The following is a 23,344-nucleotide window of genomic DNA, read 5'->3' as shown; positions in this document are numbered from 1 at the left end:
AATTCCTCAGAAGGCGGTGCGGAAGCCGACATAGAAGCGCCGGCCGAGCAGGTCATAGGTCATCGTATCGGTGTTCGCATCGGTGAAGCTCTGGATATAGGGCGCCTTGCGATCGAACAGATTATCGACTCCGACCTGGAACCGCGTTTTCTCGTCGATCTCAAAAGCGACCTGAAGATTATGATAGAAGACGTTCGGCGTGCTGTAGCCGATTTCTCCGGGCGCGGCGTTGAAGTCGGTCGCCTTGCCGATCCACTGCGTCGACCAGGTCGCGCTGATCCCGTCCTTTTCGGCCGTCAACACGCCATAACCGCGCCACTTCGGATAGCCACCATTACCGCCGCCGATGAAGCCGTCGAAATCGATCGGCGCGCCGCCCGGGAAAGGCAGGACGACATATTTGTTTAGGTAGGTCAGGTTGACGTCGAGCGAGATGTTCACGCTGCCGATGTCGTTGTTGTAGACAAGACCAAGATCGAGGCCATTCATTTCCTCACGCCCGGTGTTGATCGGCTGAGCGGAGAGGAAGGTGACCTCGCCGGTCAGCGGGCTGCGCGTAAAATCTTCGCAGAAAGGATGCGAGAGATTCTGGCTCGCGTAGCATATTCCGAGCTTGGTCGACCCGGGGATTGCACGGATCGCGTCCTTGATCTTGATGTCGAACCAGTCGGCGGTGAGCGAAAGGCCCGGGATGAGCCCCTTCGGGGAGATGACCGTGCCGACTGTCCAGGTCGTCGAACTCTCGGGTTTCAGATTCTCGTTGCCGCCGACCGTCGTCAGGATCGTCGTGCCCAACTGGACATAATTGGCCGGTACGCCCGACGCCTGACAATTGGCGATCAGCGTCGCATTGCCGCTGGTCGCATAGCGCGAGCAGGGATCGGTGGTGGTGAGATTGCCCTCGGATACGCCGCCGAACAGTTCGGGAACGTTGGGGATGCGGAATCCCGTGCCGTAGGTGCCGCGCAGACGGAAGCTGTCGCTGATCATCCAGTCGAGGCTGGCCTTGTAGTTCCAGTCGCTGCCGAACAGGTCATAGTCCGAATAGCGCACCGCTCCGCCCGCCGTCAGCGATTCGAAGAAGGGCTTGCCGGCAAGAATCGGAACCGACAGTTCCAGATAGGCTTCCTTCGCCGTGCTCGTCCCCGAGATCGGATCCTGCTGGTTGGTATTGGCGATGCCGAGCACGGTCAGCGGATCGGGATCGCGCCAGCCCTTCTCCTTGCGGTAGACGACGCCGGCGGCGAACGACACGGGGCCCGCGGGCAGCTTGAAGAGGTCGCCGTTCAGATCCGCGGTGACGGTCGCGAGTTCATTGCCTCCCCGATCGCGCGAGGTGAAGAGGATATAGTCGAGCGCTTGCGGGGTCAGATCGCCGAAGCCCAAATAGTCAGCGCAGGGGATCGACGCGCCCGCGGCGAGGCTGCACTTGCTGGTATCGAGCGTGTTGGCGACGCGCTCGAGATTGGCGATATTTGTCGAACCATCAACCGCGGTGTTGCGGCCGAACGCGCCGGCGACTTCCCAGCCCCAGTTGTTCGACAGCTTGCCGCGCAAACCGAAGGTGCCCTGCCAGGTGTCGGTTTCCTGGAAGAACTGGCGCGGTCCCGGCTCGGCAAGGCGCCGCTGGACTAGGACGATGTTCTGGCCGGTGGGGTTGGTCGGATTGCTTGCCGCGATCGACAGGTTGCGCAGCGTTCCGGGGGTCGCGATCTGGTTCGACTTGCGAAAGGTATAGAGAAATTCGCCAAACGCCTCGATGTTGTCGCTGAGGTCATAGTCGGCGAAGAAGGCCGTGCTGACGCGCTCGACCGGGCTCACCGCGTTGAGGAACGGGTTCGAATTGAAATTATGCTTCGCTGCGCTGTAGGGCTCGAAGAAATTGCCGTTGCCGCCGAGCACCTGGTTGAAGTTGATCTGCTGGCCGTTCGGCAGCACCGCGCGGCCGCCGATCGTCGATGCGCTGTTGACGCAGCTCAGCTGGCCTGGCGTGGTTTCGGCGAGCGAACAGGGCGCGCGCGATGCCATATTGACCGCGCTGGTCTTCTGATAGGTAACAGCGGCCATGAAACCGCCGCGATCGTTCCGGACGCCCCACAGAAGATCGGCGGTGAAGTCCGAGCCGTCGCCCTTTTCGGTGATCCCCTGCCGCACGCTAAGGCCGAGACCTTCATAGTCGGTGCGGGTCACGAGGTTGACCACGCCCGCCATGGCGTCGGCGCCGTAGATCGCCGATGCACCGTCCTTGAGGACATCGGTGCGCGCGAGCGCGGCGACCGGGATCATGTTGAGGTCGGGCGACGAGTTCGCACCCGTGCCACCCGCGACGAGGCGGCGGCCGTTGAGCAGCACGAGGGTGCGCTTGATGCCGAGGCCGCGCAAGTTGACCTGCGCCGTGCCATAACCGTTGTTCGCCCAATAGGCCGAGGTCTGGTTGCCCGCAAAGCCGGCGTTGGCGGGAAGGCGCTGCAGCACCGTTTCTATATTGACGACCCCGGTGTTCTCGATCTGCTCGGCCGACACGACCGTCGCGGGACCGACGCCGGCGAGGTCCTGCCTGCGGATGCGCGATCCGGTCACGACGATGTCCGATCCGTTCGGCGCGTCCTCGGCGGCGGGTGACTGCGGAGCAGTCTCGCTCTGCGCGAACACTGGCGTTGCAAAGGTGGCGACCGCCGCGGCGCTGGCGAGCAAAATTGTCCTGGTCATCATAGCGAAACCCCCTGATGGTTACTTGATTCCCGTCAGAAAGCACCAAATGTATATACAGGTCAATAGCAATTTATTGAATCATATCAATTAGTTATGATGAAAATCGCGGACGCATGATACATATTAAAAACGCATCCGGGCGCTGTACCCCTCACCAAATTTGAAATTTTTTTGCTGGCTCAAGCCTTTTTGCGCAAGGAGGCGGCCGGCTACAGCTGTGGCCTGCTCATGAAATGACAGGATAACTGGGTCGGCGCAACGCGAGACGGCCGATATGAGATCGCTCAGTGCGAAAGTATCTGTTCGAGAAAGGTCCGTGCGCGCTCGCTTTTCGGCGCGGCGAAAAAATCGGCCGGTCTTGCGTCTTCGATGATCTGCCCTTGGTCCATGAAAAGAATGCGATCGGCCGCCTCGCGCGCGAATCCCATTTCGTGCGTTACGCACACCATCGTCCGTCCTTCACCAGCAAGCGCCGTCATCACATCGAGCACCTCCTTGATCATCTCGGGATCGAGTGCCGAAGTCGGCTCGTCGAAGAGGAGAATCCGGGGTTCCATCGCCAGCGCGCGGGCTATAGCCGCCCGCTGCTGCTGCCCGCCCGAAAGCTGCCCCGGATATTTGCCCGCCTGGTCGCCGATCCTCACTTTGTCCAAATAGGATATGGCGCGCGCTTCGGCCTCCGGAAGAGACAGGCCGCCAAGCAGGACCGGCGCCAGGGTGCAATTTTCGAGCACCGTCTTGTGCGGAAACAGATTGAACTGCTGGAAGACCATGCCGACGGCGCGGAGCGCCGCCGCTGCCTCCCGCGACGCCTCTGTTACCTTGACTCCCTCGATCAGAACGGAACCGGAGTCGGGCGCCTCGAGCATGTTCATGCAGCGAATGAGCGTTGATTTGCCGGAGCCCGAAGGCCCGCAGATCACGATCCGCTCGCGCGGGGCGATTTCGAGGTCTATCGCGCGGAGCGCATGATAGGCGCCATAATATTTCTCGACCAGTCGCAAGCTGACGGCTGCGCGGTCCGAACCGTCGGTCATGACGCCTGCCCCGGACCGCGCAACGCCCGTACGCGCGCGAACGCCGCATCAAGGTCCGCGATCAAATCTTGCGGCGCTTCGAGTCCGGCGTGGATACGGATCAGGGCCCCATCGGTCTCGCCATTGGGAAAATCGCGGATTGGGGCAGGCCACGCCGGAACCGCGAGACTTTCGAAACCGCCCCAACTCGACCCCAACTGGAAAAGCGCGAGCTCGTTAAAAAAGGCACTGGTTTCCAGCGGCGTCAGGCGATCGAGCTGAACACCAAATAATCCGGACGCACCGGTGAAATCCCGCTTCCAGATCGCATGACCGGGATCGGCGGGATGGGCCGGATAGCGGACCGCGATCACTTCGGGTTGCTCGACGAACCAGTCGATCAGCGTCGCAGCGGTGCGTTGGTGGCGTTCGAGCCGCGCATCCAGCGTCCTGATGCCCCGGTGGACCAGATAGCAATTGTCGGGACTCGCGCAGTTCCCCCAGCGCGCCGCCGCGTCCTTGAGCTGGCGGTAGACAGCATTGCTGGCGGCCGTCATCGTGCCGAGCAGACAGTCGGAATGTCCGGAGAGATATTTGGTCGCCGAAGCAAGCGAGATATCGACCCCATGGGCCAGGGGCTTGAAGAAGAGCGGAGTCGCCCAGGTATTGTCCAGAGCGGTCAAAATACCCCGGCTGCGCGCGACCGCCGTAATAGCGGGCACGTCGATCATGTCGAATGTCTGCGAGCCCGGGGTCTCCATATAGATGAGCCGTGTGTTGCTGCGGCACAGCCCGGCAATCTCCGCGCCGATATCGGGCCGGAAATATTCTACCTCGACCCCCAAACGTGCGAGCACGTCGGTCAGAAACTTACGTGTCGGCCCATAGACGCAATCCGCAACGAGCAGATGGTCGCCTGCGGCCACGAAAGCCGTGAGAGTGAGCGCGATCGCGCTCGTTCCAGACGAGGTGATGACGGTAGCACAGCCGGCTTCGAGCTCGCTGACGGCTTCGGCGAGCGCAAAGGTCGTTCGCGTACCGTACAGGCCATAGATGACCTCATCGTAGAGGCCTTGATGCCGATCCATATAGGCCTCGACGCTGTCATAGATAATGGTCGATGCCCGATCGACGGGCGGATTGATGAGGCCCCGCTGATCGCGCGGCCGGGGACCGCCGTGCACGGCACGCGTCGGATCCTGCCAGGCGCGACCCTTCGGGTTCACCGGCTCCCCGGGCCACTGTGCGTCGTGATTATCCTGCATAGTTTAGTTTCCGTTCGATCTTCATGCTGAGCCGGGACAGGGAGAAGCAGAGGAGAAAAAAGATTGTCCCGGTAAAGAGATAGGCTTCGGCGAAATAGGGGCGCCATTGCGCCTCGACATAGGAAAGACGGGTCGTCTGCAACAAATCGAAGACCCCGACGATGAGGACGAGGGTTGTATTCTTCACCTCGCTGATCGAGGTGTTGACCAGCCCCGGCACGCTGACTTTCAGGGCCTGCGGCAACAGGATGTGGCGCCGCGCCTGCCACTTGGTGAGACCCAGCGCCTGTGCGGCCTCGGCTTGCCCAACGGGAACCGCCATCAGGCCGCCCCGGATGACCTCGGCCATATAGGCGGCGGTGAAGAGAATAAGCGCGATCTGGACGCGCGGCAGGCTGTCGATCGAGAGATAGGAGGGTACGAACAGCGGGAACAGAACCGCAGCGAGAAAGAGCACGCCGATCAGGGGCGTTCCGCGGACCAACTCGATGAAGGCGACGCTCGGCCAGCGCACGCCGCGCCGCGTGGATCTACGGCCGAATGCGAGGAGTATGGCCAAGGGAAAAGCGCCGACCACCGCGAGGCTCGCGAGCAGCAGTGTGACCGGCAGGCCGCTCCACTTCTCCATCGGCACATAGGAAAGGCCCGCGAATCCGCCGTGCATCAGAAGCACTGCGACCGCGATCGCGCCGAGCCAGGCAAGACCGAGGCGGCTGCGCCAAAATCGCGGGACGAAGGAGATCGCGAGGCATGAAAGCAGCGCGGTTGCGGCGGCGGCGGACCGCCACTGCTCGGCTTCGGGATAGGTCCCAAAGAGAATGAGCCTCGCATTTTCGCGAAGGAACGGCCAACAGGCGCCGCTGGCCAAACGGCACTCGGCCGCGCCTCCGGCGAATGTCGCTTCGAACAACAACCACGAGAATCCCTTGCCGACGAGAGCCGCGGTCAAGGTGAGGATAGCGAAGGTCAGGATCGATTGGCGCCTTCCGCTGACCAGATTGCGCCGCACCCATGTCGGCCAAGCCGCGATCGAGCGCAGCGGAAATGATTCGCGTGTCACCTGGATGCTCCGGCCGGGCTGCCCGGCGACGCTCCAGCCCAACCGGCGAGCATAACGGCCGGTGACGAACGACAAGGACAGCGAAAGCAGGAGGAAGGTGGCGACGATCAGGCCAACGCCTTCGATCGCCTGGCCTGTCTGGCTGATGACGGTATCGACCACGGAGACAAACTCGGGATATCCGATCGCCACCCCCAGGGAGCTGTTCTTGATCGTGTTGAGATGCCAGCTCGTCATCGGCGGTATCGCAATGCGCAGCGCCTGGGGAATCACGATCCGTCCCATCGTTTGCGCGGGCGACAGACCGAGCGCTTTGGCGGCCTCGCTCTGTCCTGCGGGAACCGCGAGGATCGCGCCGCGGAATATCTCGGCCAGATAGGCCGAGGCATAGATCGATAGGCTGGCGACCAGTGTCAGAAACTCGGTGGAGAGCGACAATCCGCCAATGGTTCCGAAGCGCCCCGCCCTCGGCAGATCAAATCCGCCCCACAACATCAGCGGAACCACAGCAATGCCGGCGAGGGCCAGCGCGGTGCGCACGCGAACCCACCTCCGCCGCACGGCAGCGAACAGGATCGCCCAGGCGATGATAGCGATCAGCAGGGCGGGCATAGCCGGATCGGCAAGGGTAAGCGCCGGGACGTGCAATCCTCGATTGTCGAGGTCGAACGCACCGACGGCGCCTGGACCGGGGCCGGGCAGACCGAACAGCAGCACGGCGTACCAGACGAACATCTGGAGCAGCAGCGGAATGTTGCGGACCAGCTCGATATAAAGACCAGAGAGGCTCGCAAGCAGCCAGCTGGAAGACAGGCGCGCCATACAGACCGCGAGGCCGAGGAGGGTCGAGAAGATGATGCCCAGCGCCGCTATCAGAAGCGTGTTGAGCAGCCCCACGGTCAGCGCAGCGGCATAGGAGTCGCCCGGCGCGTAGCTGATCAGCGTTTCACCGATCGCGAAGCCCGCCCGGTCGAACAGGAAGCCGAATCCCGTCCGGATATTCCGGTCCGCCAGATTGTCCGCCAATGTCGCGAACAGGCCGTAGGCGGCCACAAGCCCGCCCGCCAAAAACAGCCAGGGCAGCGCAGCGATCGCGAGCCGTCTCGGCGCCGCGATCATCGCATCGGCAGCGGGTAGATCAGCCCGCCGTCCCGATAGAGCTTATTCTGCCCGCGCTCGACGCCGAGCGGCGTAATGTGCCGGTTGAAGATCTCACCATAATTGCCCGTCGCCTCGATCGCCCGATATGCCCAGTCATCATCGAGGCCGAGTGACTTGCCAAATCCCGGCAAGCCGCCGAGCATCTTGCGAACTTCAGGGTCGCGCGAGGTTATGCGCATGCGCGCCGCATTCGCCCGGGTGACGCCCATTTCCTCAGCCGCGAAGAGCGCGTTCAGCACCCATTTGTTAATCTCGAACCATTGCTCGTCGTCGCTGCGCACGACGGGGCCGACCGGCTCCTTGGTAAGCCGCTCGGGCAGCACCACATAATCGTCCGGACGCGCGGCATCGGCGAGGCGGATCACGGTCAGCGTGAAGGCGTCGGTGGTCATCGCGTCGCAGCGCCCGGCAAAGAAGGCAAGCTTTGCTTCCTCGGGATTCTCGAACACGACCGACTGGAAGCGCAACCCCTTGCGCTCGAAATATTCAGCGGTGTTGAGTTCGGAAGTCGTCCCCTTGGTGATGCAGATCGATGCGCCCTCGAGATCCGCTGGCAGCCGCACGCCCGATCGCCGGGGCACCAAGAAGCTCTGCCCGTCATAATACATGGTGCCGACGAAATTTACCCCGAGGTCGGTATCGCGGGTCAGCGTCCATGTGGTCGTCCGCGAGAGGACATCGGCCTCGCCCGTCTGCACGATCGTGAAGCGCTTGTTCGAGGCGACCGGCATGAAGCGGACCTTGCGGGCATCGCCGAGGACCGCAGCGGCGAGCGCCCGGCAGTAGTCGACGAAGAATCCCTGCCAGCGTCCCCGTTTGTCGAGGTAGGACATGCCAAGCTGACCCGTATGAATGGCGCAGTTAAGCGTTCCGCGCGAGCGAATCCGCGCGAGCGTCGATCCCTTCGCCGCGGCAATCTCGTATCCGCCGGTAGCCGCCGGCTCGCTGTCGCAGCCGGCAAGTAGCACGGCGCTGGCGGCGAGCAGCGCCGGAAGCCAGTGGCGCCGAGCATGCGACCTATTCATGAACAAGGCTTTCGATGCTAGTGCCATAAGAAATAGCTATAGGGAGCAATGTCCGATGAACCTCCGTCACCTCGAAGCCTTCAGGGCCGTGATGCTCTCGGGATCGGTCACCCAGGCCGCGCAGTCGCTTAACCTGTCGCAACCCGCGGTGAGCAAAATGCTTGCCGAGCTCGAGCATCAGCTGGGCTTTCAGCTCTTCCTGCGCTCGCGCGGCAGCGCGCTCACCGTGACGCCGGAAGCCGATGCCTTTTTCTATGAAGTCGAGCGGAGCTTCTCGGGAATTGCGGCCTTGAAACGGGTAGCGGAAGACATCCGCAACATGGCGACCGGCACGCTCCGGATCGCCGCTCTGCCGGCGCTCGCGGTCAGTTTCCTGCCGCGGGTGATCGCCGCCTTTCGCGAGACGCATCCCGGCGTCACCGTCCAGTTGCAAACCCGCAGTTCCTCGACGGTGCGGCAATGGATGGCAAACCAGCAGTTCGACATCGGACTCGCGACGCCGGCGCGCGAATTGCCCGGAATAAGTATGGAGCGCTTCCTGCGCTGCCCGGGCGCCTGCGTTCTCCCTGCCGGTCACCGACTGGCCGCCAAGGACGTCATCCGGCCGGCCGATCTCGAAGGCGAGCCCTTCATTTCGCTCGCGCTCGAGGACGGCGTGCGCCACCGCATTGACCGCATTTTCGAGGACGCGGGCGTTCAGCGCGAGATGGTCATCGAGACCCAATATGCGATGACCATCTGCGCCCTTGTCATGCAGGGCGTCGGATGTTCGATCCTCAACCCCGTGACCGCCGCTGATTACGCCGAGCGGGGCCTTACGGTCCGTGATTTCGCGCCGGAGGTCCATTTCGAATATATGCTCTTCACGCCAAAGTTGAGGCCGATGTCCCAAGTCGCTGCGGCCTTCATCGCGGTGCTCGTATCGCACCGCGACGCGATGTTCGGCTCCGACGCCGGTTGAAGACGCAAGACGCCGCACGGCGGTCACGGCCATCAATCAGAAGGAAGCGGTCGCGCGGACGTACCAGAAACCCCCGTTGAACCCGGTCGGCGCGAAGCGGAGATAACGGATCCCGTTGTTGATCTGGGATTGCCGCGCCTCGACGTCGGGATAATTGTCGAAGATATTCTCGCCGCCGACCGCGAGCTTGAGCATATCGCTGACGCGGTAGGACAGCTCGAGATCGACCAGCAGTTCGGCGCCGCCCGTCTGGTCGGCAGTCGGCGCCGCGCCATAATCGGTCCATTTGCCATAATAGTTGGCGCGCGCGACGAAGCCGAAGCGCTCGCCCGCATAAGTGAAGGACGCATTGCCCTTCCACTTCGGAACAAAGCCCTCAAGTTCAAGCAGCCGCTCACGGTCCGCGGTGATCACCGGCGAGGCCTTAATCACGTCGGTCTTGGTATAATTGCCGTTGAGGCCCAACGTGGCCTTGCCGCCGCCAAGGTCGAAGCCGACTGTCAGCACGGCATCGACGCCTTGGGTGCGGCTGTCGAAGGAGTTGGTGAAGAAGCTCACCTGCTGGAAGGAGTCCCCGCCGGGAATGCCGAGCGCAGCAAGCTGTGCGCGCTGCGCCGGGGTGAGATTGAAATTGCCCGACACCGCGATCCGGTCTTCGACCTTGATGTTGAAATAGTCGAGCGTGAAGGTGATGCGATTGGAAGGCTTTACCACGAGGCCTCCGGCGAAATTGAACGAATTTTCGGGCTTAAGCGGCGTCGCGCCAAAGAATTGCGCCACCGGATTGTTCGGCGCGATAATGCCCGCCGTCAGCGGCGCGCCGGTTACGGAGTCGATGTTGGTCTGGACTTGCGAAGCGTTCGACTGGCCAGGCGTCGGCGCACGAAAGCCGGTGTTGACCGATCCCCGCACCGCGAAAACGTCCGAGAAATCATATCGGCCATTGACCTTCCAGGTGAATTTCGAGCCGAAGTCGGAATAATTCTCGTAGCGGCCCGCGAGACCGAATTGGAGCGCGTCGGTGAGATTGCCTTCAAGCGACGTATAGGCGGCCCAGTTGCTGCGCGCGAACTCACCCGCCTGGATGGGGCTGAAGCCCGGGAACCCGTTAGCGCCGACCGGCAGTCCCACGCGGTTCCCGGTATCGGGATCGATAACCGAGGCGAAGGGTCCGACCTGCCATGATGCGATATCGCCGGCCGTGATCTCATAGGTCTCGCGCCGATACTCGAGACCGCCGGCAAGAGTCAGCGGATCAGAGGTGCCGATCGCGATGGGGTAGGTGAGATCGAGATTGAAAGCGAGTTCGCGCTGCTCGAGCTGCCCCGGCTTGAAGGACGTCGGCGACGCGAGGCCAAGTGACGGATTGACCGTATTGTCGATCCGGTAGGACGCATGATTCTGCCCGTAGGAAGCGCTAAGGTCATAGGTCAGGCCCGAGGAGAATTCACCCTTGAGGCCGGCAGCAAGCGCGGCATCGGTCACTGTCGCGCCGAACTCCGGGGTAAAGCCGCCGGGAAAGAACTGGCGGAAGCTGAATCGCTGTCCGCCCGGCGTATTGGTGAGCGGAATCGAGGTGGAAATGAAACTGGCATTGGGATTGCGGTAGAAGAAGGCCGTCGTGCCGCGGCTCCAGCTGTAATTGCCGAAGGTGTAGAACTCCATCTCGTCCGACAGATCGATGCCCGCGTTGACGAAGATACGCGCCGCCTCGCTCTCGGGATTTCCCCAGCGCTGCGCCGGAACCGGGACATCCTGAACGCCGGCGTCGATAAGCGCCTGCGCGTCGGGACGCTGGATGCCGCGCGATGTCGTGCTGGCGTTCACATACTCGCCGCTGATGTTGACGAAACCCGCATCGGTGAAGGGGAGCCCGACATTGCCCTGGACGAGAAAGTCCTCGCCATCGCCCTTGTAGAATTGACCATAGCGGGCGATCAGCAGGCCGCCCTCGCGGTCGCGGCGCAGACCGAAATTCAGGACGCCCGCGATCGCATCCGACCCATAGAGTGCCGACGCCCCGTCGCGCAGGACCTCGAGCTGGCCGATCGCGATCGACGGGATCGCCGAGAGGTCGGGCCCCTGCGATCCGCGAATATAGGGTACATTGGTGAACTGGACCGTCGCGCCGCGATGGCGCCGCTTGCCGTTCACGAGGACCAGCGTCTGGTCCGGCGGCAGGCCGCGGAGCGAGAAAGGCCGGGTAAACACGGCGCCGTCGTTGCTGACGAGGCGCTGGACGTTGAGCGACGGGACCTCGGTGCGGAGAAGGTCGTTCATATCGGCGGTGCCCTTTTCGAGCAGTTCGGCGCCGGTGATGATGTCGATCGGCTGGGCGGAATCGGCCGCCTTGAGGTCGTTCCGCCGCGTGCCCGTCACGACGATTTCGCCCTGTGTCGTTTCCGCTCGCGGCGCTTCTTCGGCGCTATCCTGTGCGATGGCGGCGCCGGCCGACATGGCTGCCAGGACGGCGATAATCGAGCCACTCGTGCGAAGCAATTTCCTCATGGTCCCCTCCCATTTGCGAAAGCTCTCGGCTTCAATACCGAGCTATCTTCACGGCATCGGCATGACCAGAAATAATCACTACTCATCGCTATAAACGAGATGGTTATTCCATATGGTTATATCTCACTTCCATACGCCAAGGCAGGTTCGAACCGCTCTCACCCCGTCAGCACCGCACGCGAAGACGAACGCGTCGGCGCTTCTGTCGTCCTTTTGTGCAGCGGCTGCCGGGCATGGCGATACCAAACAAATCGCGAAGCTTGCCCAAGCAGCGGGGCGACATGCCGTATCGGCACATGCCCTCTTACATTTTGTCCACATCATGCCCGGCATGGGGATCGGTCTCGGGTTCAACAGGTTTGGGCGCGTCCGGCACGACCTTTGCCCGCGGCGGCACAGTCGCTTTCGCGGCGGGTTCCTGCTTGGGCCGGGCTTTCTCCGGAGGCCTTGCCTTTTGGGTCGCTATCGCCGGGTCGGATGCGGTTGACGTCTCTTCCGCGACAGGCGCGGGCTCGACCATGGCCGGGGTCTGAGTGGCAGGGACCTCGCTCGGTTCCGGTGTGGCGTCGCTCTCCTGCGCCGGTTCGGCGCCGCATCCCGCGAGAGCAAGCATCAGCGCGGTGATAGCCGCTAGGGGAATGAATCTCGTCATATCTGTCTCCTTATCTTGCCGGCAGGTCATGCGCGGAATTCAGAAATCTCGCCGTCGCCGCTGAACTGCATCACTTCGAATGCGTCCACGCTTCCATCTGGCATTTCCATCCCCGGAGACCCGCGCGGCATGCCGGGCACGGCGATTCCGCGAATGTCGCGTGGTTTGTCGCGGAGGAGTTTCGCCACATGCCGCATCGGCACATGACCCTCGATCGCATAGCCGCCGATAACGGCCGTGTGGCACGACGCCAGTCGCGCCGGCACGCCATATCGGACCTTGACGGCAGCCATGTCGGCGCGGTCCTCGACGACCACCCGATAGTCAGCTTTGCGCGCAATGTCCGCCCAGGCTTCGCAGCAACCGCATTCGGGATCGCGATAGACGAGCATCTGCCTCGCATTCGCCGTATCGACGCGCGGCGCCCGGGCGGCGTCTTTCTCGCCGGTCGCACTTGGTCCCGACGAAGGTTTGCAAGCCGCAAGCGCCATCCCCGATCCAGCCGCAACCAGACCGAGAAGATGGCGTCGGGTCATCGGGCTTGTCATGTCATTTCCTCGCGAGAATGGTCTTCATCTGTTCGATTTCGGCTGCCTGTCCCGCGATGATGCCACGGCAGAGCTCGCGTATTTCGGCGTCCTTGAGCGATGCCTGTTCGCACATGAGAATGGCGCCCGAATGGTGCGGGATCATCGAACGCAAGAAGGCCGTGTCACCGATCGTCGTCTGCGTCCGGATGAGCGCAAAGCTCCCGAAGAAGGCGACCGCCGATCCCAGCAACAGGACCGCGTTGAGACGCTTCGACGGAAACATGTCGCGCATCGCGACGATCATCAGCACGACCATCGGCGAGACCATCATCAGCGTCATGTAGAGCATGTTGAGATTGTTGTAGAAGCTCGAGAGGCGGTCGATCATGACGAACATCACGAGATACATGATGATCCCGCTGACGATCGTCTGCAGCGCAAGGCTGCGATAGGCTGGTTTCACGGCATTTCTCCTCAACCTGTCGCCACCCCGCGAAACTTCTAGAACCAGGCCCGCACCCCCATCACGAAGCTGACACCATTGGTGTCCTCGCCCGCTGCCCGCGCGAAGCGCGCGGTGTCGCCGACCTTGCGTGCCCATTCGACACCCACATAAGGCGCGAACTCCTTCACGACTTCGTAGCGAAGGCGAAGCCCGAGTTCGACGTCCGAGAGGCCTGAGCCGATGCCGGTCTCGGGCACGTCCTGCAGCGCGAAATTGACCTCCGCCATAGGCTGGAGGATCAGTTTTTGGGTGATGCGCTGGTCGTAATAGCCTTCAAGCCGGGCGAGCAGGTCGCCCTTGTTCGAAAGGAACAGCGCGCCCTCGACTTCGAACCAATAGGGTGCGAGCCCCTCGAAGCCGATGGTCGCATAGGTGCGGTCGGGGCCGGGTCCGAGATCCTGCCTGATCCCTGCCTGCGCGTTGAAATAGGGGCCGATCGCCCGGCTGTAGAGTGCCTGCACCTCGGCGCCCTCGATGCCTTCGCCGAAAACGCCCTCGCCTTCGCTCTTGAGCGTCAGCCGGTTGATGTCGCCGCCATACCAGGCCTCTCCGTCCCAACGGAACCCGTCACGGCCCTTGCGCGCCTGATATTCGGCGAGATTGAAGCTGATAAAGGCGATGGTCTGAGCGCCATTTTCCTTCATCATGTCGTGGCGCGAGTGGTCCATTTCGGCTTTGGGGTAGATGCGATCGGCGTACCAGTCGCCCGGGGGCGCCGGCGCGGTGGCATCGCCCGGCGGCAGGTCGGTGCCGCTCTTTCCGGTCGTGCCCTCGATTCCCCCCATGGCATCCGCGGGTGCTGTTTTCGGTGTGCAGTGGCCCATCTTGGCGTGCTCGGGCGGACAATCCGGATCGGCCGCCGGGACCATGTCATGATCCATAGCTCCCTTATCGGGTTCTTTCTTGTCGGGAGCATCCGCCTCCGGCGTGCAATGGCCCATCGCCGCATGCTCGGGCGAGCATTCCGACGCCCGCGACTCCATGTCCATGCCCTGCATGCTGCCCTGATCCATCTGCTCCATCGGCTTTTCGGCGGGCGCTTCAGGCGCGGGCTGCGCTACCGGGGCAGGGGCCGGGCTGGTTGCGGGAGCAGGCGTCGAGCCGTGCATCGAATGATCCATCGACTGGGCTGCGGCGGGGACTGTGAAAGCGAGCGGCGCGATGCTCGAAAGAAGGAGCGCGATGCGGGTCATTGCATGTCTCCCTTCGGGCGAACGCTGACGACGCGCATCATCCCGGCGTGCATATGGTAGAGAAGGTGACAGTGGAACGCCCAATCACCGACCGCGTCGGCGGTGAAATCGAAGGTCGCGATTCCCCCGGGCTGGACAAGTACGGTGTGCTTGCGCGGCGAACGGTCGCCCTTGCCCGTCACCAGTTCGAAGAAATGACCATGCAGATGGATGGGGTGGCTCATCATCGAATCATTGATGAGCTTGATCCGCACCCGCTCGCCTTCGATGAAGGGAATAGGCTCATGATGGTCGGACATCTTCACGCCATCGAACGACCACATGAAGCGTTCCATATTGCCGGTCAGATGGATGTCGAGCGACCGCTCGGCGGCGCGCACGTCGGGATTGCGTTCGAGCGCCACAAGATCGTGGTAGGTCAGCACCTTGTGCCCGACATCCTCGAGCCCCTGCCCCGGCTCGCCCATGCGATCGACCGGCATAGGCGAGATCGTCTGGACGCTGGGGTCACGCTTGACCTGCGGCGCAACGCTGAAGTCGCGCATGCTGTGCTGCATGCCACCCGATCCATGATCCATGCCCGCCATCGAGCCGGCTTCGCCCGCGGGCGTGCAATGGCCCATCTTGGCATGTTCGGGAGAGCAGGAGGGGTCGCCCGCCGGCATGGGCATGGCGCCCATGTCTTCGCCGCCTGAATGGTCCATGCCGGCCATCGAGCCGCCCGACATATCCATATCGCCCATCCCCATGTCCTTCATGGTGGCGAGCGGCCGTTCGCGGAGCGGCGGAACCTCGGCGACCATGCCGGCGCGCGGCGCGAGCGTCGCACGCCCCATGCCCGACCGGTCGTTCGCCTCGGCGACCAGCGTGTAGGCGCGGTCCTCCACCGGGGTCACGACGACGTCGTAGGTTTCGGCAACGGCAATCTGGAATTCGTCGATCTCGGTCGGCACGACATTGAGCCCGTCGGCCTGCACGACGGTCATCCGAAGGCCCGGAATGCGGACATTGAAGATCGTCATCGCCGAGGCATTGACGATGCGTAGCCGCACACGCTCGCCCGGGTTGAACAGCGCGGTCCAATTGTCGCGCGGGCCGTGGCCATTGACGAGGAAGGTGTATGTGGATCCGTTGACATCCGCGACGTCGGTCGGGTCCATCCGCATCGCGCCCCATTCGACGCGTTCCTTCAGCGACTGGTCCTTGCCCGCGAGCAACCCCGACAGAGTCTGGCGCTGCATATTGAAATGGCCGGGATTGACCTTGAGCTTGCGGAAGATCGCCTCGGGCGAAATCTGGCTGTGGTCCGACAGCACCACAACATGCTCACGGTCGTAACCGATCGGGTCGCCGCCGGCGGGGTCGATGACGATCGGCCCGTAGTGGCCGAGTTGCTCCTGAAGCCCCGAATGGCTGTGATACCAATAGGTGCCCGACTGAACGACCGGGAATTCATAAACGAATTTGGAGCGCGGCCTGATGCCGGGAAAACTGACGCCGGGTACGCCGTCCATCTGAAAGGGCAGGATCAGGCCGTGCCAGTGGATCGAGCTGTCTTCGTCAAGATCGTTGACGACGGTGAGGCGTGCGGTCTGTCCTTCCTTCAGCCGGACAAGCGGCGCCGGCACCGTGCCGTTGATCCCGATGGCACGACTGAGCCTGCCGTCGATCCGCATCGTCTGCCGCGCAATGCGCAGGGTGATGTCGTTGCCGGATACGGTGGGCAAGGGCGCGGTGATCCCCGACGAGACCGGCTGTGCCCAGGCCGGGAACCATGCGGCCATCGCCGCGGCCGCGCCGCCGCCTAAAGCTCCACTGACGAACCGACGCCTTTCCATCTGCATATTCTTTCCGACCGTTGCTGACTGTTCCTAAAGCCATACGCAGGCGAGACGGTCGCCCCTCAATAAAAATGCCACGATGAGGGGCCACCGCCTGAATGAGCGGTCCAAATATCAACCCCGCGCATTCGCGGATGTTCCGGCGAGCAATTCCCTGAGCTTGGTGCGCGCACGGTAGAGGCGGGTCTCGACGGTCTTCTCGCTGACCCGCAGAATCACTGCGGTTTCAGCTTGGCTCACATCATCGACACCGCGGAGAAGAAGTACCTCGCGTAAATTCTGCGGCAGCAGATCAATCGCCCCGCGAACTCTCGCAAGCTCGCGCTTGTCGGTCGCCTCGGAATCGGGTGTGGGGCCATCGCTCGCCACATGCTGCGCGCTTTCGAGCGGAAGCGCGCGGGAGAAAAAGGCACGCACCTTCCGTCGGCGAGCCCAGTCGCGACATTTGTTGAGCGCGATGCGGGCAATCCACGTCCGGAACGATCGATCGCCATCATAGCGATCGAGCGCCGAGAAGCCGGCTACGAAGCTTTCCTGCGTCAGGTCCATCGCCTCGTCGGCATCGCCGATCTGCTTGACGATGAGCCGATAGACGCCTGTCTTGTACCGGCGCAACAATTCGCGACAGGCTTCCTCGCGGTGCGCGCGGGCGAGAATCGCCAGTTCCTGGTCGCTACACTGCGATAGGTCGGCGGTCACCGCGCATCGGCGGTCAGCGCCTTGACCACGCTCTTGTCGAACATTTCCGCCTGATCGGGGGACAGGACCCCGCGCATCGCGAAAAGATGCTGGAGCGTTTCCTTCTGCAAAGTCCCCATCACCTCATGGGTATGGTCAATCGCCTCGGTGACGCGCGGCCCATAGCCATGTTCGGCTTCGATCGCCTGCGCGAGACGGACATTGGCGGCGCGCATCTCGAGCTCGAGCGCCCGGCGGCGCCCTGCGAAGTCGGCCTCGATGCGCTCAAGCTTCGCTTGCTGCTCCGTCGTCATATCGAGTTTGCCGTGGAGAAGCGCATGAAGTTCGGTTTCGCTCGCTCTGGGCGCGTCCGATACGATGCGCCCGACGAATACGCCGGCGATGGCAGCGGCGAATGCAATGAGACCCACGAGCAATAGGCGGCGCGACGGCATCGCTACTGCGTTCCCAGCAAGGTGGAGGGTGCCAACGCGCTAGGCGGACCGAACGGGGTTAGGGGGCTCGCCGCGACCGCTGGCTGGGAGACCGCGCTGCCCACGATAATGCCGCCACCGAGCGAGACAAAGGCCGCCAACGCCATCAGGCGGCGCGTCGCCAACGCTTCGCGCCCGCGGATCGCCAATGCGCCCATGATGCGATCGTCCAGCGCGTCGAGCGCTGCAGGCAGATCGATCCTGTCCAAAATGCGAAGCTCCTCATCCATCGATCGTCTCTTCAAACCTTTCCATCAATGTACATACGCGCCGAAGCGCTCCACCCCTCACAACAGAATATTATCCCAGAATATTTGAGGGCCATGCCGACATGCTGCGTATTAGCAGGACAGACACGCAATTGGAGGTGGTTATGTTCAAGTCTCTTCTCCCCTCAGCAGCGGCGGCTTTCGCCCTGCTCCTCATGCCGGCCGCGGCGAGCGCGCACACCAAGCTCATCGGCTCGACGCCGGCCGCCAATTCGACCGTTTCGAAGGTCACGTCGGTCAATCTCAAGTTCAACGAAAAGGTGGTCGCCTCGACCCTCAAGACCGAGCTTGTCATGACCGGAATGCCCGGCATGGCCAATCATGCGCCGATGAAGGTGCCTTACTCGTCGATGATGGGCAAAGACGGCAAGTCGGCGACGCTCATGCTCAAGCGGCCGCTGACGCCCGGGACCTACAAGGTCAAATGGTCGGCGGCGGGTGCCGACACCCACCGCATGGGCAGCGAATTCAGCTTCACCGTCAAGTAAGACGGTGGGCGATCCCGTCCTGATCGGCATCAGGTTCGCGCTCTATGCGGACCTGATGCTTGTTGCCGGTCTCGCTGCGTTCCCGCTTTATGCGCTGACACGAAGCGAACGCCTTGGGCCGCAACCGATGGCCGCGATCTGGCGCGCCGAGCGATGGCTCTGTGCCGCCGGTCTGCTTCTTTCCGCTCTCGGGATGGGCGTGCTCGCGGCTTCGATGCAGGGCGTGGGCCTATTATCTCTGGAGTTTCAGCCCTTCTGGGATCTCGTTCGTGAGACAGATGTCGGGTGGGGCTGGATCTACCGGAGCGCTGCGCATTTGCTCGCGCTGGCGGCGGCCATCTGGATGACCCGGTGGCCGACAACGGCGGCGGCCATAGTCGCGGCCGCCGGCTCGGTTGCCGTCGCAACGCTGGTATGGTCCGGCCATGCGGGCGCGACCGAAGGCACTGCGGGCACCGTCCACCGGATCAGCGACATATTGCATATGATCGCAGCCGCCGTCTGGGTCGGCGCGATCGGCGCCTTCCTTCTGCTGATTTCGCCGCAGCGCATCCGCGAAATACCGGGCGGACTGAGCATTACCGCGCGGAGCCTCGAGCAATTTTCGCTCGTCGGCACGATCTGCGTCCTCGTCATCGCCGCGACCGGCCTCATCAACAGCCAGTTGATCGTCGGCGTCGATAATGTTGGCCGGTCTCTTGGCTCCCCCTATGGACAATTGCTCCTTGCCAAGCTCGCGCTGTTCGCACTGATGCTTGCGCTCGCAGCGGCCAACCGCTGGCGGCTGACACCTGGTCTTGCGGCGGCCATCGCCAACGCCGATACCGAAAGCGTCGATGCCGATCCCGACCGGGCGATCGCGGCCATGCGCAAGAGCTTGGTCCTCGAAGCAGCGGCAGCACTTTCCATACTCGCGCTGGTCGCCTGGTTCGGCACGCTCGAACCTTTCCCGGTTTGACCCCCAACAACGTTTCCTGGACCGGTTCGATCATGCTCGGGACCGGCTGGGCGTTGATCGATGCGCGCATTGGAAGCAGCCGTCCCCATAACCATCTGGCGCATCAGATCAGCCTCGCTGTCGAGTGCGATCTGGAGATTTCCGGCGACGCCGACATCACGGTGCCGACCGGGCATGCGGTCGCCATACCCTCGCATGTGCGCCACCGCCTGGGACCCGAGGGTGCCGTCGTGCGATCTTTCTATCTCGATCCGCTATTTCGCGCCGATGCGCGCCTATCCGCCGGATCGGCACCCGTGCTGCTGGCGCCGGCGGAAACGGCCGGCCTCGGCGGGATCGCAGGCGCCGCGGATGCGAAGCGCTGGGCGTCCGACTATCTCGCCCGGTCGCAGGCGAATCCGGTAGATGCACGCCTGTCCTTAGCGCTCGCGGACCGCGGCGATGTGTCGACCGCGCGCGCTCTTGCCGATGTCGCCTGCCTCTCGCCCTCGCGCCTTCGTGAAATCGTCAGCCGGGACTTTGGCGTACCTCCAGCGAAATTGCTGCAATGGCTCCAGCTCCAGCGGGCGATGCGAGCGCTGGTCGGCGGCGGGGGCCTCGCCGACGCGGCTGCGGCGGGAGGCTTTGCCGATCAATCGCACTTCACGCGTCGCTGCGCCCAATGGCTCGGGGTGACGCCCTCTGCCGGCCTCGTGGGTTTCGCATTCGAAATCGTGCCCTGAGCAAGTCCCGCGTCGAGTCGCCTTGTTCCGGCGAAACGTTCAAGACGGTGTCCTTGCCTGACCCTATTCGGCTTCTCGAGGCCGGTACGCAATCGCAATCCCCGCGGCAGGCTAAAAGCCCAAAAGGAAACGGACCATGCCCGAAAGGAAACCCTCGCCGCGTTCCTACACGCCGGCGGCAGGCTATCACGTACTTACACCCCTTTATGATTTCGGCTTGGCCGTGACGACGCGCGAGCGCGTGTGGCGCGACCGCCTCGTTTACCACATGGCTCTCACCGAGGGCGAGGTCATTCTCGACATTGGTTCGGGTACGGGCAATCTCGCGCTGGCGATCGCACGCCATAGCCAAGGTGTGCGCTACCTAGGCATAGATCCCGATGAAGCCGCGACACGAATTGCCCGGGCCAAGACCGCGCAGCTTGTTCCGGCGCCGGAATTTCTCGTCGGTTTCCTCTCGGCTTCTACCGTCGCCCACTGGCCGGCACCGGCAAAGATCGCGATCTGTCTGGTCTTGCACCAGGTGGGGCTGACAGAGAAGGCACGCCTGTTGCGCGAGGCTTGGCACAAGCTCGCTCCCGGCGGCGAGCTTTATGTCGCCGATTATGGAGAGCAGCGCAGCCGCTTCATGCGTTTGCTGTTTCGACTGACGGTGCAGCAACTCGATGGCGTCCACGATACACAGCCCAACGCCGACGGGATGCTGCCAGTCCTGATGCGGGAGGCAGGTTTTGGAGATATTCGCGAGATCGAGACCTTTCCGACGCCGACCGGCACGATCGCTATCCTGCGAGCGGGCAAGTCCGACGCCTGATCGGGTATGCAAGAAAATCCGAGGGGCGGGGGCCTTTCTTGCGTATCGATAGAAGCGGCCCCATTTTGTGCCGCGAAGAGACGGCGTCGGTAGGGAGCGAACCCGATCGCAGCGCGGGTGCGCGTCCCCGCCGAAGGGCACGCTTTAGCGACAGGAGCGGTGACGATGCACGATCATCAGGATGCAGACAAAGGCAGCGGGAGCACGACCGATCCGGTCTGTGGCATGGCGGTCGACCCGGCCACCACGCCGCACAGCGCGACGCACGGCCGCGAGCATCATTATTTTTGCAGCGCAGGCTGCCTCGCCAAATTCGAGGCCGATCCCGATCGCTATACCGAAAAACGCGAGCCGACCGCAGCCAATCCATCCGAGGGCGCCATCTGGACCTGTCCGATGCACCCCGAAATTCAGCGTCCGGGACCCGGAAGCTGCCCGATTTGCGGCATGGCACTTGAGCCCGTCATGCCGACCGCATCGGACGGTCCCAGCGAAGAATATCGAGACATGCGCCGCCGCTTCTGGGTCGGGCTGCTTCTCGCCCTTCCCGTGGTCGCGCTCGAGATGGGCGGCCATATGACGGGCCTCCATCAATATGTCGGCCGCCAGACGAGCAACTGGATCCAAATGTTGCTTGCGACGCCCGTCGTGCTGTGGGCGGGCTGGCCCTTCTTCGAGCGCGCCTGGCTCTCGATCCGCAACAAGAGCCTCAACATGTTCACCCTCATCGCGATGGGGACAGGCGTCGCGTGGGGCTACAGCATGATCGCCGCGATCACGCCGCAGATATTCCCCGCCGCCTTCCGCGCCGCCGACGGCTCGGTCGCGGTCTATTTCGAGGCCGCGGCGGTCATCACGGTGCTGGTACTGCTCGGACAGGTGCTCGAACTGCGGGCGCGCGAGACGACAAGCGGTGCGATCCGCGCGCTTCTCGACCTGACGCCAAAGCTCGCAAGGCGCGTCCGCAGCGACGGAAGCGACGAGGAGATCGCACTCGACGCGGTCGTGGTCGGCGACGTGCTGCGGATCCGCCCGGGCGAAAAGGTCCCGGTCGACGGGATCGTCCTCGAAGGCCGCGGCACGGTCGATGAGTCGATGGTCACTGGCGAGTCGATGCCGGTGACCAAAGAGGCCGGCGCCGCCCTCATCGGCGGGACGATCAATCAGACCGGCGGCTTGCTCATGCGCAGCGAGAAGGTCGGGAGCGACACGATGCTCGCCCGTATCGTGCAAATGGTCGCCGACGCACAGCGCAGCCGGGCGCCGATCCAGCGCCTCGCCGATACCGTTTCGGGCTGGTTCGTGCCCGGCGTCATCGTCGTCGCTGGGGCCGCTTTCCTCGTCTGGTCCCTCCTCGGTCCCGCGCCCGCCATGGCTTATGGCCTGATCGCCGCGGTCTCGGTGCTGATCATCGCCTGTCCCTGCGCGCTCGGCCTTGCGACGCCGATGTCGATCATGGTCGGCGTCGGCCGCGGCGCTGAGGCCGGCGTGCTGATCAAGAATGCCGAGGCGCTCGAGCGGATGGAGAAGGTCGACACGCTCGTCGTCGACAAGACCGGCACCCTCACCGAAGGCAAGCCGTCGGTGGTCGCCATCGAAGTCGCGGACGGGTTCGAGGAGAATGACCTGCTCCGGATTGCCGCGAGCCTCGAACGCAGCAGCGAGCATCCGCTCGCGGCGGCGATCGTCAAAGCGGCCGAGGATCGCGGGCTCGCGCTCGTCGAGCCATCGGGGGTCGACCAGCCGGTCGGCAAGGGCATTGTCGGGGTCGTCGATGATAAGGCGATCGTTCTGGGCAATGCCGGCTTCCTCGAAGAATATGACATCGATTTGGGCGCGCTTGCGGAGGCGGCAGACCGCCTTCGCGCGGATGGCGCGACTGCGATCTACATTGCGGTCAATGGTAAAGCAGCCGGCGTCATCGCCATCGCAGATCCGGTCAAAGAGACAACCGGCCAGGCGCTCGCGGCGCTACGCGAGGCCGGAATCAAGGTCATCATGCTCACCGGAGACAATCGCGTGACCGCCGAGGCGATCGCGCGGCGTCTCGGCATCGATGACGTCGAGGCCGACGTCCTTCCCGACCAGAAGAGCATGGTTGTCCAGCGGCTGCGCGAGCAAGGCCGGATCGTCGCCATGGCGGGTGACGGGGTCAATGACGCGCCGGCGCTGGCGGCCGCCGACGTCGGCATCGCGATGGGCTCGGGAACCGATGTCGCCATCGAAAGCGCAGGTGTGACGCTGCTGCGCGGCGACCTTCTGGGCATTGTCCGGGCGCGGCACCTCAGCCACGCGACAATGGGAAACATCCGCCAGAATCTCTTCTTCGCCTTCGCCTATAATGTCGCGGGCATTCCGGTGGCGGCGGGCGTGCTTTATCCGGTCTTCGGGCTGCTCCTGTCTCCGATCATCGCCGCCGCTGCGATGGCACTGTCCTCGGTGAGCGTGATCGCCAATTCGCTGCGGCTGCGGTTCGTGAAAATCTGATCGAA

General features: G+C 63.3%; 20 protein-coding genes. 6 read left to right on the top strand and 14 right to left on the bottom strand.

Annotated elements, in window-relative coordinates:
• Positions 1 to 6: 6 nt before the first annotated feature.
• From CVO77_RS12875 to CVO77_RS12855, 5 genes are all read right to left on the bottom strand, one after another.
• Positions 7 to 2,712 carry a TonB-dependent receptor domain-containing protein gene (locus CVO77_RS12875; RefSeq protein WP_088440015.1) on the bottom strand — a complete coding sequence of 902 codons (2,706 nt, stop codon included), beginning with the start codon at positions 2,710 to 2,712 and terminating at the stop codon, positions 7 to 9.
• A 284-nt stretch (positions 2,713 to 2,996) separates the two neighbouring features.
• Positions 2,997 to 3,749, bottom strand: a complete 753-nt coding sequence (locus CVO77_RS12870; RefSeq protein ID WP_088440016.1) for an amino acid ABC transporter ATP-binding protein — start codon at positions 3,747 to 3,749, stop codon at positions 2,997 to 2,999.
• Complete coding sequence (gene metC / locus CVO77_RS12865) at positions 3,746 to 4,912, bottom strand: cystathionine beta-lyase (protein ID WP_242445932.1); 1,167 nt, start codon at positions 4,910 to 4,912, stop codon at positions 3,746 to 3,748. The genes CVO77_RS12870 and metC overlap by 4 nt, the downstream gene beginning before the upstream one ends.
• 70 nt (positions 4,913 to 4,982) lie before the next feature.
• Complete coding sequence (locus CVO77_RS12860; protein WP_088440018.1) at positions 4,983 to 7,172, bottom strand: ABC transporter permease subunit; 2,190 nt, start codon at positions 7,170 to 7,172, stop codon at positions 4,983 to 4,985.
• Complete coding sequence (locus tag CVO77_RS12855) at positions 7,169 to 8,047, bottom strand: amino acid ABC transporter substrate-binding protein (protein ID WP_242445931.1); 879 nt, start codon at positions 8,045 to 8,047, stop codon at positions 7,169 to 7,171. Before CVO77_RS12855 ends, CVO77_RS12860 begins: the two co-directional genes overlap by 4 nt.
• Positions 8,048 to 8,066: 19 nt before the next feature.
• Here CVO77_RS12855 and CVO77_RS12850 point away from each other — a divergent pair, with 19 nt between their 5' ends.
• Entirely contained in the window at positions 8,067 to 9,200 is a 1,134-nt protein-coding gene (locus tag CVO77_RS12850) for a LysR substrate-binding domain-containing protein (RefSeq protein WP_242445930.1), read from the top strand.
• Positions 9,201 to 9,236: 36 nt separating this feature from the next.
• On the opposite strand, the gene CVO77_RS12845 is transcribed toward CVO77_RS12850, so the two are convergent.
• The 9 genes from CVO77_RS12845 to CVO77_RS12805 form a co-directional block, all read right to left on the bottom strand.
• Positions 9,237 to 11,708, bottom strand: coding sequence for a TonB-dependent receptor plug domain-containing protein (locus tag CVO77_RS12845; RefSeq protein WP_088440021.1), 2,472 nt, complete (start codon positions 11,706 to 11,708; stop codon positions 9,237 to 9,239).
• 304 nt (positions 11,709 to 12,012) lie between these two features.
• Positions 12,013 to 12,360, bottom strand: coding sequence for a hypothetical protein (locus tag CVO77_RS12840; RefSeq protein WP_144035681.1), 348 nt, complete (start codon positions 12,358 to 12,360; stop codon positions 12,013 to 12,015).
• Positions 12,361 to 12,386: 26 nt separating this feature from the next.
• A complete protein-coding gene (locus CVO77_RS12835) occupies positions 12,387 to 12,896 on the bottom strand; it encodes a DUF411 domain-containing protein (RefSeq protein ID WP_229667236.1) in 510 nt (169 codons plus the stop codon).
• 13 nt (positions 12,897 to 12,909) lie between these two features.
• A complete protein-coding gene (locus CVO77_RS12830; protein WP_229667245.1) occupies positions 12,910 to 13,299 on the bottom strand; it encodes a DUF305 domain-containing protein in 390 nt (129 codons plus the stop codon).
• A gap of 92 nt (positions 13,300 to 13,391) precedes the next feature.
• Positions 13,392 to 14,588: a copper resistance protein B gene (locus tag CVO77_RS12825; protein WP_088440025.1), complete on the bottom strand. Its 1,197-nt coding sequence runs from the start codon at positions 14,586 to 14,588 to the stop codon at positions 13,392 to 13,394.
• On the bottom strand, positions 14,585 to 16,432 hold the full coding sequence (locus CVO77_RS12820; RefSeq protein ID WP_088440026.1) for a copper resistance system multicopper oxidase: 1,848 nt from the start codon (positions 16,430 to 16,432) through the stop codon (positions 14,585 to 14,587). Before CVO77_RS12820 ends, CVO77_RS12825 begins: the two co-directional genes overlap by 4 nt.
• Before the next feature lie 111 nt (positions 16,433 to 16,543).
• Positions 16,544 to 17,128, bottom strand: coding sequence for an RNA polymerase sigma factor (locus tag CVO77_RS12815; RefSeq protein WP_088440027.1), 585 nt, complete (start codon positions 17,126 to 17,128; stop codon positions 16,544 to 16,546).
• Positions 17,125 to 17,562 (bottom strand): periplasmic heavy metal sensor, encoded by a 438-nt coding sequence (locus CVO77_RS12810; RefSeq protein ID WP_088440028.1) that lies wholly within the window; start codon positions 17,560 to 17,562, stop codon positions 17,125 to 17,127. Before CVO77_RS12810 ends, CVO77_RS12815 begins: the two co-directional genes overlap by 4 nt.
• Positions 17,563 to 17,564: 2 nt before the next feature.
• Positions 17,565 to 17,831, bottom strand: a complete 267-nt coding sequence (locus CVO77_RS12805) for a hypothetical protein (RefSeq protein ID WP_105999382.1) — start codon at positions 17,829 to 17,831, stop codon at positions 17,565 to 17,567.
• A gap of 143 nt (positions 17,832 to 17,974) precedes the next feature.
• Between CVO77_RS12805 and copC the strand changes: the two genes are divergently transcribed.
• The 5 genes from copC to CVO77_RS12780 all read left to right on the top strand — a co-directional run bounded on the left by copC (position 17,975) and on the right by CVO77_RS12780 (position 23,339).
• The gene (gene copC, locus CVO77_RS12800; RefSeq protein WP_088440030.1) at positions 17,975 to 18,358 is read left to right on the top strand and encodes a copper homeostasis periplasmic binding protein CopC; all 384 of its coding nucleotides are present in this window, start codon (positions 17,975 to 17,977) and stop codon (positions 18,356 to 18,358) included.
• Entirely contained in the window at positions 18,309 to 19,316 is a 1,008-nt protein-coding gene (gene copD, locus CVO77_RS12795; protein ID WP_242445929.1) for a copper homeostasis membrane protein CopD, read from the top strand. The genes copC and copD overlap by 50 nt, the downstream gene beginning before the upstream one ends.
• Positions 19,313 to 20,038, top strand: a complete 726-nt coding sequence (locus CVO77_RS12790) for a helix-turn-helix domain-containing protein (protein ID WP_242445928.1) — start codon at positions 19,313 to 19,315, stop codon at positions 20,036 to 20,038. The genes copD and CVO77_RS12790 overlap by 4 nt, the downstream gene beginning before the upstream one ends.
• Before the next feature lie 136 nt (positions 20,039 to 20,174).
• Positions 20,175 to 20,852 carry a class I SAM-dependent methyltransferase gene (locus tag CVO77_RS12785; RefSeq protein ID WP_105999381.1) on the top strand — a complete coding sequence of 226 codons (678 nt, stop codon included), beginning with the start codon at positions 20,175 to 20,177 and terminating at the stop codon, positions 20,850 to 20,852.
• Positions 20,853 to 21,017: 165 nt separating this feature from the next.
• Complete coding sequence (locus CVO77_RS12780; RefSeq protein WP_088440033.1) at positions 21,018 to 23,339, top strand: heavy metal translocating P-type ATPase; 2,322 nt, start codon at positions 21,018 to 21,020, stop codon at positions 23,337 to 23,339.
• Positions 23,340 to 23,344: the final 5 nt, after the last annotated feature.

This window comes from Sphingopyxis lindanitolerans (genome assembly GCF_002993885.1).
Classification (GTDB): Bacteria; Pseudomonadota; Alphaproteobacteria; order Sphingomonadales; family Sphingomonadaceae; genus Sphingopyxis; species Sphingopyxis lindanitolerans.
This window is presented reverse-complemented; position numbering and strand designations above follow the sequence as displayed.

Coding starts and splice junctions, on each gene's coding strand:
- CVO77_RS12875 (WP_088440015.1), bottom strand. CDS start 2,712: ATGATGACCAGGACAATTTTGCTCGCCAGCGCCGCGGCGGTCGCCACC.
- CVO77_RS12870 (WP_088440016.1), bottom strand. CDS start 3,749: ATGACCGACGGTTCGGACCGCGCAGCCGTCAGCTTGCGACTGGTCGAG.
- CVO77_RS12860 (WP_088440018.1), bottom strand. CDS start 7,172: ATGATCGCGGCGCCGAGACGGCTCGCGATCGCTGCGCTGCCCTGGCTG.
- CVO77_RS12855 (WP_242445931.1), bottom strand. CDS start 8,047: ATGTCCTACCTCGACAAACGGGGACGCTGGCAGGGATTCTTCGTCGAC.
- CVO77_RS12850 (WP_242445930.1), top strand. CDS start 8,067: ATGGCGCAGTTAAGCGTTCCGCGCGAGCGAATCCGCGCGAGCGTCGAT.
- CVO77_RS12845 (WP_088440021.1), bottom strand. CDS start 11,708: ATGAGGAAATTGCTTCGCACGAGTGGCTCGATTATCGCCGTCCTGGCA.
- CVO77_RS12840 (WP_144035681.1), bottom strand. CDS start 12,360: ATGACGAGATTCATTCCCCTAGCGGCTATCACCGCGCTGATGCTTGCT.
- CVO77_RS12835 (WP_229667236.1), bottom strand. CDS start 12,896: ATGACCCGACGCCATCTTCTCGGTCTGGTTGCGGCTGGATCGGGGATG.
- CVO77_RS12830 (WP_229667245.1), bottom strand. CDS start 13,299: ATGTATCTCGTGATGTTCGTCATGATCGACCGCCTCTCGAGCTTCTAC.
- CVO77_RS12825 (WP_088440025.1), bottom strand. CDS start 14,588: ATGACCCGCATCGCGCTCCTTCTTTCGAGCATCGCGCCGCTCGCTTTC.
- CVO77_RS12820 (WP_088440026.1), bottom strand. CDS start 16,432: ATGCAGATGGAAAGGCGTCGGTTCGTCAGTGGAGCTTTAGGCGGCGGC.
- CVO77_RS12810 (WP_088440028.1), bottom strand. CDS start 17,562: ATGCCGTCGCGCCGCCTATTGCTCGTGGGTCTCATTGCATTCGCCGCT.
- CVO77_RS12805 (WP_105999382.1), bottom strand. CDS start 17,831: ATGGATGAGGAGCTTCGCATTTTGGACAGGATCGATCTGCCTGCAGCG.
- copC (WP_088440030.1), top strand. CDS start 17,975: ATGTTCAAGTCTCTTCTCCCCTCAGCAGCGGCGGCTTTCGCCCTGCTC.
- CVO77_RS12785 (WP_105999381.1), top strand. CDS start 20,175: ATGCCCGAAAGGAAACCCTCGCCGCGTTCCTACACGCCGGCGGCAGGC.
- CVO77_RS12780 (WP_088440033.1), top strand. CDS start 21,018: ATGCACGATCATCAGGATGCAGACAAAGGCAGCGGGAGCACGACCGAT.